The following is a 9,682-nucleotide window of genomic DNA, read 5'->3' on the forward strand; positions in this document are numbered from 1 at the left end:
TCAAGAACAATAAGATCAGGGGCGATCTATACAACCACCCCTGCAATCAGATTCAGATCGCTGCCGCCAGACGCGTCCCTTGATCAATGGCACGCTTAGCATCCAGCTCGGCCGCTACATCCGCACCACCGATCAGGTGAACAGTTTTGTTGTTGATCTGCTCCGCCAGAGTCCTGTTGGGTTCCTGCCCCGCACATACCACCACGTTATCCACCGCCAACAATTCAGGCTCTCCGCCCACCAGCATGTGCAAACCGTCATCATCAACCTTCACGTATTCGCACTTACTGAGCATATGAACACCTTTTTTTGCCAGATCGATGCGGTGAACCCAACCCGTCGTTTTGCCCAGCTGGGCACCGACTTTGCTGGCTTTACGCTGCAGCAAATAAACTTCACGTGCCGCCGGTTCAAACGACTTTTCTACGCCTTCAACACCACCTCGTGCCTGCAGGGACATATCGATACCCCATTCGGTCATAAAGGCTTCGATATTCTGGCTGGTCGACTGGCCCTGGTGAATCAGTACTTCACTGATATCAAAACCGATACCACCGGCACCAATCACAGCCACTTTCTGCCCGACCTCTGCACCGCCCATCACATCCAGGTAGTTCAGTACTTTAGGGTGATCGATCCCTTCAATCTCTGGTGTACGCGGGGTGATACCGGTCGCAATCACAACCTCATCGAAATCACTCTGATCCAGCATCTCAGCACTGACAGACTCACCCAGCTTCAGCTCGACACCCGTTAGCTCAACCTGACGCGCAAAGTAGCGCAAGGTTTCGTAAAACTCCTCTTTGCCCGGAATCCGCTTGGCCACGTTAAACTGCCCACCGATTTCGGACTGCGCGTCAAACAACGTGACCTGATGGCCCCGCTTTGCAGCGGTTGTGGCAAACGCCAGACCCGCCGGACCCGCGCCCACTACCGCGAATTTCTTGGTTTCATTTGCCGGGGTAATTAGCAGTTCGGTTTCATGACACGCACGCGGGTTCACCAGACAACTGGTCAACTTGCCTGCAAAGATATGATCCAGACAGGCCTGATTACAACCGATGCAGGTATTGATCTCATCGGCACGGGATTCTTCCGCTTTAACCACAAACTCGGGATCGGCCAGAAACGGACGCGCCATTGACACCATATCGGCATCCCCTCTCGCCAGCACATCTTCAGCCACCTGCGGCATGTTGATACGGTTAGAGGTGATCAAAGGAATATTCAGCTCGGCACGCACCCGTGCGGTGACCCAGGTAAATGCCGCGCGCGGCACCTTAGTCGCGATGGTTGGGATACGGGCTTCATGCCAGCCGATACCCGTATTGATAATGGTGGCACCGGCCTGCTCAATGGCTTTACCCAGCTGCACGATCTCCTCAAAGGAACTACCGCCTTCCACCAGATCCAACATGGAAAGACGATAGATAATGATGAACTGTTCGCCGACCGCTTCACGCACACGGCGCACAATCTCAACCGCGAACTGGATGCGCTGCTCATACTCACCGCCCCACTGATCATCACGGTCATTGGTACGCGTGGCGATAAACTGGTTGATCAGATAACCTTCCGATCCCATTATCTCCACGCCGTCGTAACCGGATTCCTTCGCCAGACAGGCACAACGTACAAAATCCTGCATCTGCTGTTCGATCTGCTCTTCACTCAGCGGCTTCGGCGGGAACGGGTTGATCGGCGCTTTGATCGCCGATGGAGACACCAGCTGGGGGCTGTAGGCATAGCGCCCTGTGTGCAAAATCTGCATGCAGATCTTACCACCGGCTTCATGCACCGCATCCGTCACCACCCGGTGCTTAACCACATCCTCGTTACTCACCATCATGGCTGAACCCTGATGCACAACACCCTCTTCATTGGGGGCAATCCCCCCGGTGACGATCATCGCCAAGCCACCGCGCGCACGTTCGGCATAGAATTCCGCCATACGCTCAAATCCGTTCGGACGCTCTTCCAGCCCCAGATGCATCGATCCCATCAGGATACGGTTCTTTAACGTCGTAAAACCCAGATCCAGGGGTTGAAACAGGTTGGGATAATTCGGGTGGGTATTGTTCATCTTAATGATCCTTTGGATTCTTATTGTTTCGGCTCAGGCTTATATCAGTGCTTTGGGCTTACGCCAGTGGCTCAGTGATCGGACGCAAACCTTCATAGTCAGGCGTGGTTTTGCCCATTTTGGCGGTAAAGGTTTGTATCATATCCGTTGGCTGGAACATTCCTGCTTGCCAGGTCGCCATCATCGTCAGACTGTCCGCCACACTATGATCACGCGCATAGTTCATCATCTGCTTGGTGCCAGTCACCGCCAGTGGAGAGCGCTCTGCGATCTGCTGCGCGATCTGCATCACCTCTGCCAGCATGCTGTCCTGATCGTCAAACACCCGATTCACAAAACCGGACTGCAGCGCTTCAGCTGCAAGCATCTTACGTGCGGTATAAGCCAGCTCGCGTGCCAGACCCGGTGCGATGAGCCGCGGCATACGCTGCAACGTACCCAGATCGGCGGCCAACCCCAGCTCAGTTTCTTTCACCTGAAAGAACGCATCCGCGGTGCAGTACCGCATATCGGCCGCGCAAACCATATCCACAGCACCGCCAATACAACCACCCTGAATAGCCGTGATCACCGGCATTCTCACCTCTTCCAGCACGTTAAAGCAGGCTTGCAGCTGCTGTACCAGACGGCGCATGCCTTCAGCCTGCCGACCCCGCTCGCCCTGAAACAGGACTGGATTCGGATTGCTGAAAACTTCCAGATCCATACCCGCACTGAAGTGTTTTCCGGTTGAACTGATCACGATAACCCGCGCTTCAGCCGCTTCATCAATACTGCGGATCGCCGCGGGCAGATCCTGCCAGAACGCCTGATCCATCGAGTTGTAGGCGTCTGGTCGATTCAACTGTAAATGCGCGATATGCCCTTCCAGGGACAGGCTGAAGTTGGCGTAACTCATAGATAATCCTCACTTAGATCTTCCGATGATCGATCGGTTTTTGAGCAAACCACAGACTCAATATGCTGTGCAGATATGTACAAACCAACCCATCTTGACACCGTCAAGTTATAACTCAATGTTGACGCTGTCAAGATGCGTTGTTAGATTTCGCCCTATGACTCAGGACAAGAAGACTTATCATCACGGTGATCTACGCCAATCACTCCTTCAGGCAGCCACCGACATTATTCGCGAAGGCGGTGTGGATTCACTGTCCATGCGCAAACTGGCTGACAACGTAGGCGTCTCACGTACCGCGCCCTACCACCACTTCAAGGACAAAAACGAACTGCTCTGCGCGATCGCTGAAGCGGGGTTTAGTGACCATATCCACGCGGTCAGTGAACTGCCGCAACAACATCTCGAACTGGATAAACGGGCGCTGTTCGAGCTGTATGTCCTGAGCTACATCCGCTTCGCAGATAACAACCCCGAAACCTACGACCTGATGTTTGGTAAAGAGATCTGGAAGCTGGGCAAACCGACGGATTCGCTTAAGACAATCTCAAAGCGCTGCTTCCAGCACTGGCTGGAATGGATCGAAACCTTGCAAGCACAGCAGGTGTTGACCGATCAACACCCAACGTTGCGGGTTGCACAAGCCAGCTGGGCGACATTGCACGGCCTTTGCCGGCTGCTCAACGACGGCATCTACGTGGACAAGAATGATCTGGAAGAGATGGGACGAACAGCGGCTGCGATGTTGTTGGCACAAACTCGAACCGACTGATGAACATTGCGCTCAGAGATAGTGACGGACAACTCTATTCGTCAGGCCGGTCACCAGCGTGTAAGGGATGGTATCGCAATATCCGGCGATTTCGTTGATAGATAGGTTCTCACCCCAGAGTTCGACGCTAGCACCGATCCCCGCAGAGGGGACATCGGTCAGGTCCACGGTCATCATATCCATGGAGACACGACCGATTATCTGTGTGCGTTCTCCATTTACCATCACCGGTGTGCCACTTTTAGCCTGCCGGGGGAAACCGTCGCCATAACCCATAGCCACCGTCCCCACACGGGTTGCTCTGCCTGCGGTCCAGCTCGCACCGTACCCTACACTTTCGCCCTGTTGGATCTCGCGAATCGCGATAACCTCAGATAACAAACTCATCGCCGGTTGCAGCTGGGTCGCATGTGTCTGATCAACATCGAAGGGAGAGATACCATAAAGCATGATACCGGGACGTAACCAATCGCCTTTTGCTTCCGGCCAACCCAGTGTTGCGGGGGAGTTGGATAAACTGTGCGGGGCCTGAATTCCCTGAACGGTCTGCTGGAAACATTGGATCTGCTGGTGCGTCGCAGGGGAGCTTAGCTCATCAGCGCAGGCAAAATGGGTCATCAACACAATCTCACCGATATGAGGCAACGCGCGCAGTCGATCATAAGCGGAACGAAATTCTGTCACAGGAATGCCCAGACGGTGCATCCCGGAATCCATCTTTAACCAGACGTTGATCGGGGCTGAGGGGGTGTAACGGGATAACGCATCAATCTGATGCGTGCTGTGCACAACACTCCATAAACCGTGCTGGTCGATCAAGGGCAGTTCAGATGGATCGAAGAAACCTTCAAGCAACGTCACCGGTGCGTTCACACCGGCCTCACGCAAAACCATCGCCTCCTCAATCGAGGCAACACCAAACGCATCGGCTTCGGATTCAAGCATACGCGCCACAGCGACTGCGCCGTGGCCGTAAGCGTCCGCCTTCACCACTGCGACAGCTTTTGTCGTTGGATGCAGCGATTTCGCCAGCCGATAGTTGTGACGAATCGCATCCAGCCGAACGAGTGCCCGTGCTTTGCGACTCAAAGGTTTCTCCGGTAAGCGGCGAAAATTACTCGCCGATCACCATGATCGCTTCAACTTCAATGTCTGCTTCTTTAGGCAGCTGCTTAACAGCGTATGCAGCACGTGCAGGGTAAGGCTCTGCGAAGTAGCGGGACATCACTTCGTTAACGGTTCCGAAGTATTTCAGATCAGACAGCAGGATGGTGACTTTAACCACGTCAGCCAGCGTACCGCCGGATGCTTCAGCAATCGCATTCAGGTTCTGGAAAACGCGCTCAGCCTGAGCTTCAAACGATTCGGTAACCATCTCCATTGTTTCTGGCACCAGAGGGATCTGGCCGGAGATATATACAGTGTTACCCGCTTTCACTGCCTGTGAGTAAGTACCGATTGCTGATGGGGCATTTTCAGTGCTGATGATGCTTTTGTTCATGAGTGTTCCTTCAAGACTAAAAAGACTAATTAGTTGATTACACGCTCAACCCGGTGCAGGACAAGTCGGGCCAAATCAGGTGACGTCCATATAATGACAGCAAAAAAGAAAAAAAACAGAGGCGGGAAAGCCCTCGCCTCCAAAGGTCATCGGACGTCATGAAGTGGGTTAAACGTTTACAGGGGCGGACCGGCACGTAACCGATCCACACAGCTGTCTTAACTGTAGCGGGCCACGGACAGGCCTGCTGTGCTGATGTGCGGTTCACGACCACACATCAGATCGGCAACATAACGGCTGCTGCCCAAAGACATGGTCCAGCCCAATGTACCGTGGCCGGTGTTGAGGAACAGACTCTTGTACTTAGTTTCACCCAGTACCGGCACGCTGTCCGGCGTCATTGGACGCAAGCCACTCCAGAATTCTGCTTTGGAGAGATCACCACCGCCGTGGAACAGGTCGTCCACCACGTGATCAACGCTGGCGCGGCGCTTCTCTGGCAAGCCCAGATCGTAACCGGTAATTTCTGCGGTACCGCCCACACGGATACGGTCATCAAAGCGGGTCACAGCGACTTTATAGGTTTCATCCATCACGGTAGACACCGGGGCGCGACTTTCATCAACAATCGGCAGCGTCAGGGAGTAACCTTTGATTGGGTATACCGGCACTTTGATGCCGATCTGCGCCAGCAGTAACGGGCTGTAACTACCCATCGCAACAACATACTTGTCAGCCGTCAGAAAACCGGCAGATGTGTGAACGCCCGTCACGTCACCTTTTTCAACGTCCAGCGCATCAACGCTGGTGTTAAACATAAACTTCACACCCAGTGCTTCACACTCTTTAGCCAGAGACTGGGTAAACTTGAAGCAATCACCGGTTTCGTCGCCCGGCAGGCGTAATCCACCCACAATCTTTTCGTTCACGTACGCCAGAGCAGGCTCTGCCTTCACACACCCTGCGGTATCCAGTGCTTCAAATGGCACATCGCACTCTTTCAGGATCGCCATATCTTTGGCAGCACTGTCCAGCTGCTTCTGGGTACGGAATAGCTGCAACGTACCACCGGTACGCTGTTCGTAATCAATGTCAATTTCGTTGCGCAGATCCACAAAGCAGTCGCGGCTGTATTCAGCAATACGCAACATACGCTCTTTATTCACAGCGTAGGCCGCTTCGCTACAGTTACGCAGCATTTTGCTCATCCAGATGTACATGCTACTGTCGAGCTTTGGCTGGATAGCGAGCGGGGCCAGATCCTGCATCATCCATTTCATCGCTTTGATTGGAACGCCAGGCGCGGCCCAAGGCATCGCATAACCGGGTGAAATCATCCCTGCATTGCCGTAGCTAGTTTCGAGCGCAGCTTCAGGCTGACGGTCCACGACAGTGACCTCGTGACCTTCTTTAGCCAAATACCACGCGTTGGTTACACCGATTACGCCACTGCCAAGCACAAGAACTTTCATTGATCACCTCTGATTATTATTTGATCTATACGAGATATATAACCATTCTATGATAAGATCGTCAGAATATTTCTTTGTATTTGATCAGTTATCAGATAACAATCTAATAAAAAATAATAAGCGCAGAAAATATTATGGAATCCAAGCGTAAGCCTTTGAAAAAAAGAAAGTTTGACCGAATTGATCGCAACATTTTGCGGATCTTGCAGCAGGAAGGTCGTATCTCCTACACGGAGCTTTCAGACCGTGTGGGACTCTCAACCACGCCTTGTATGGAGCGTGTAAAACGGCTGGAAAAGGATGGTGTCATTGAAGGCTACTACGCGCGCATCCATCCGGAAGCACTGGATTATCATATGCTGGTGTTTGTGGAAATATCCCTTTCCTATCAATCACCGGACGCGTTTGGTCTCTTCAACCAGGCGGTGAAGAAGCTGCCTTATATACAGGAGTGCCATCTAGTCTCCGGTGATTCCGATTACCTGCTGAAAGCACGCATCAGTGATATGTCGCAATACCGTGAGCTGCTGGGCGATATGCTGCTGACACTGCCGGGGGTAAAAAACTCGAAGAGTTACATCGTGATGGAAGAGGTTAAAGAGACTCAGGAACTGCCGGTTCCGGATCGCTAAGGAAGCGTCTGTAACCAGTCTCTCAAAACACGGGCGCTTGACCCTTCTGCGGTTCCTTTAGGGATCAACAGGTAGTAGTCACAACAGGACGCTACCGGTGGGAAAGGAGCGATCAGGCGCCCGGACTCTAATTCCTCGGATACCAGCGATCCCCGCGCCAGCGCAATCCCCAGACCCGCATCCGCCGCCGCAATCGCCATATCTGCCCGGTTAAAGTAGTGCCCCCGGGTACTGGAGACATTGTTTAATCCACACTGATCCAACCAGTATCGCCACTCCGCATCACGCGGTGAGTCCGGCCAGGGCATGGAATCATGCAACAGTGAGATTTTCTGCCAAACCGCCGGATCGTCCCAATCGGCATCCGGCATATAATTGGGGCTGGTCACCGGCAACAAGGTTTCGTGCATCAACAACTGCGCTTCAAAGTCCTGATACTCACCATTGCTGTAATCAATCGCCAGATCAAAATCGCCGCCAGTTAGATCCAACAAGGCAGCATCGGCATAGGTTTCAACACGGATATCCGGAAACTTGCGATTAAACGTACGCAGGTGGGGGATCAGCCATTTGAAGACGAATGATGGCGTGGATTTGAGACGAACCACATCTTCGGCATTCCGTTTCTGGAGCATCTCGACTACCGCTTCGATCGCCTCTACCGATTGCTGCGTCACGAGCAATAACTCTTTACCTTCCGGGGTCAGAAGGATACCCCGTGGTTGACGTTCAAACAGCTTCATCCCCAGCTTGTCTTCCAGCTTTCGAATCTGCTGACTCACAGCTCCGGTGGTCACGGATAACTCTTTGGCGGCATCGGAAAAGCTAAGAAGTCGACCACAGGCTTCAAAATGAACCAGTGAAGCCAATGTCCGGGAGGTGAGTTTTGTCATCTATGACCTGTAGAAAATGCAGCCTTTAGTAAAACTAAACAGCCTTTAAGAAACTATCGTTTGTTTTATTACTGATCTGATCAGACAATAGTCTAATCATTTAAAGCAGGAATAGCGATGACCTCTCTGAACATTACTGCGGACGAAAACTCTCTGCTGAGTACCGGTCAGCCTTTAGTCTGGCTGAACCCTAACTATCTGAATGCAGAGGCCGCACCAGAGACTCCGGACATCGCAGGAATCTACGATGCAGAAGCACGTTTGTTACGTTTTGCACCGCTACTCAGCATCCTGTTTCCTGAATTGATCGAGGCTGATGGCCTGATTGAATCCCCTCTTCTTCCTGCTCCCACGCTCAACACAGCCATCAACCCTCTTGGGGGGCAACTCTTCCTTAAAGCCGATCATGAGTTGCCTGTCGCCGGTTCGATCAAAGCCCGGGGCGGTATCCACGAAGTCTTATGTTTTGCTGAACAGCTCGCCCTTGAAGCTGGCTTACTTGCCGATACCAATGATGACTATACGAAACTTGCGCAAGAAGAAGGCCGCGCACTGTTTGCGGATTACACCATGGCCGTTGGCAGCACCGGAAATCTGGGGCTGAGTATCGGCATTATGGGTGCCGCACTGGGGTTCAATGCTGTGGTGCACATGTCATCGGATGCCAAAGAATGGAAGAAAGAACGCCTGCGTCATCGCGGTGTAAAAGTGGTGGAGCACACTGCCGATTACGGAGCCGCCGTTGCCGCAGGCCGTGCCGAGTCCGACGCTGATCCACGCAGCTATTTTGTGGACGACGAAAACTCTCCCCGCCTGTTTATGGGCTATGCGGTGGCTGCCTTACGTTTAAAGCAGCAATTGGACGCAGCAGGCATCGAGATCAACGCGGACACACCATTGTTCGTATATCTTCCTGCCGGCGTAGGTGGCGCCCCCGGTGGAATCACATTTGGCCTGAAAACCCTATTTGGCGAGAACGTCCATTGTTTCTTCGCTGAACCGGTACAGGCACCCTGCATGCTATTGGGCATGGCAGGTGATGCGGGACAGGAACCTGTTCCGATCTACGAATTGGGTTTGCAGATTGATACCGATGCCGATGGGTTAGCGGTAGGGACTGCATCCCAATGGGTGTGTGATGCAGTGCGTCATCAGGTTTCCGGTGTGTATACGGCAACTGATGAATCACTGTATAGGCACCTTCATCAGCTAAAAAAGCTGGAAAATGTCGAAGTAGAGCCATCAGCAGCTATAAGTTGTCGTGGTCCGGCTATGCTTAACACAGGCACGGGCAAACAGTATCTGAACGCCCAAAATGTAGCTAACTCATTGAAAAATAGTATACATATCGCCTGGTTAACCGGTGGCTCGTTTGTCCCTGATAAGGAATATCAACACTATCTTGAAAAAGCGATAAAAATTTCCAATTGA

General features: G+C 52.6%; 9 protein-coding genes. 3 read left to right on the top strand and 6 right to left on the bottom strand.

The genetic code is table 11. The annotated features are described in order from the left end of the window. Window positions 1–52 precede the first annotated feature (52 nt). Complete coding sequence (locus ABYW01_RS00575; protein WP_372830605.1) at window positions 53–2,083, bottom strand: FAD-dependent oxidoreductase; 2,031 nt, start codon at window positions 2,081–2,083, stop codon at window positions 53–55. A 58-nt stretch (window positions 2,084–2,141) separates the two neighbouring features. Continuing rightward, complete coding sequence (locus ABYW01_RS00580) at window positions 2,142–2,981, bottom strand: crotonase/enoyl-CoA hydratase family protein (RefSeq protein ID WP_372830606.1); 840 nt, start codon at window positions 2,979–2,981, stop codon at window positions 2,142–2,144. A 157-nt stretch (window positions 2,982–3,138) separates the two neighbouring features. On the opposite strand from ABYW01_RS00580, the gene ABYW01_RS00585 reads away from it, so the two are divergent. Then, window positions 3,139–3,753 carry a TetR/AcrR family transcriptional regulator gene (locus tag ABYW01_RS00585; protein ID WP_372830607.1) on the top strand — a complete coding sequence of 205 codons (615 nt, stop codon included), beginning with the start codon at window positions 3,139–3,141 and terminating at the stop codon, window positions 3,751–3,753. Window positions 3,754–3,765: 12 nt separating this feature from the next. On the opposite strand, the gene alr is transcribed toward ABYW01_RS00585, so the two are convergent. The 3 genes from alr to ABYW01_RS00600 all read right to left on the bottom strand — a co-directional run bounded on the left by alr (window position 3,766) and on the right by ABYW01_RS00600 (window position 6,726). Beyond that, a complete protein-coding gene (gene alr, locus ABYW01_RS00590) occupies window positions 3,766–4,842 on the bottom strand; it encodes an alanine racemase (RefSeq protein ID WP_372830608.1) in 1,077 nt (358 codons plus the stop codon). A gap of 25 nt (window positions 4,843–4,867) precedes the next feature. Next, window positions 4,868–5,254, bottom strand: coding sequence for a RidA family protein (locus ABYW01_RS00595; RefSeq protein ID WP_193952293.1), 387 nt, complete (start codon window positions 5,252–5,254; stop codon window positions 4,868–4,870). Window positions 5,255–5,472: 218 nt separating this feature from the next. Continuing rightward, window positions 5,473–6,726: a D-amino acid dehydrogenase gene (locus ABYW01_RS00600; protein WP_372830609.1), complete on the bottom strand. Its 1,254-nt coding sequence runs from the start codon at window positions 6,724–6,726 to the stop codon at window positions 5,473–5,475. Between the two features lie 134 nt (window positions 6,727–6,860). Between ABYW01_RS00600 and ABYW01_RS00605 the strand changes: the two genes are divergently transcribed. Beyond that, window positions 6,861–7,358, top strand: a complete 498-nt coding sequence (locus tag ABYW01_RS00605) for a winged helix-turn-helix transcriptional regulator (RefSeq protein WP_193952291.1) — start codon at window positions 6,861–6,863, stop codon at window positions 7,356–7,358. Here ABYW01_RS00605 and ABYW01_RS00610 read toward each other — a convergent pair. After that, entirely contained in the window at window positions 7,355–8,251 is an 897-nt protein-coding gene (locus ABYW01_RS00610) for a LysR substrate-binding domain-containing protein (protein ID WP_372830610.1), read from the bottom strand. The two genes, ABYW01_RS00605 and ABYW01_RS00610, sit on opposite strands and share 4 nt — an antisense overlap. 117 nt (window positions 8,252–8,368) lie before the next feature. On the opposite strand from ABYW01_RS00610, the gene ABYW01_RS00615 reads away from it, so the two are divergent. Continuing rightward, a complete protein-coding gene (locus ABYW01_RS00615; RefSeq protein WP_372830611.1) occupies window positions 8,369–9,682 on the top strand; it encodes a D-serine ammonia-lyase in 1,314 nt (437 codons plus the stop codon).

The organism is Pontibacterium sp., assembly GCF_041587635.1.
In the GTDB taxonomy this organism is placed as follows: domain Bacteria; phylum Pseudomonadota; class Gammaproteobacteria; order Pseudomonadales; family Balneatricaceae; genus Pontibacterium.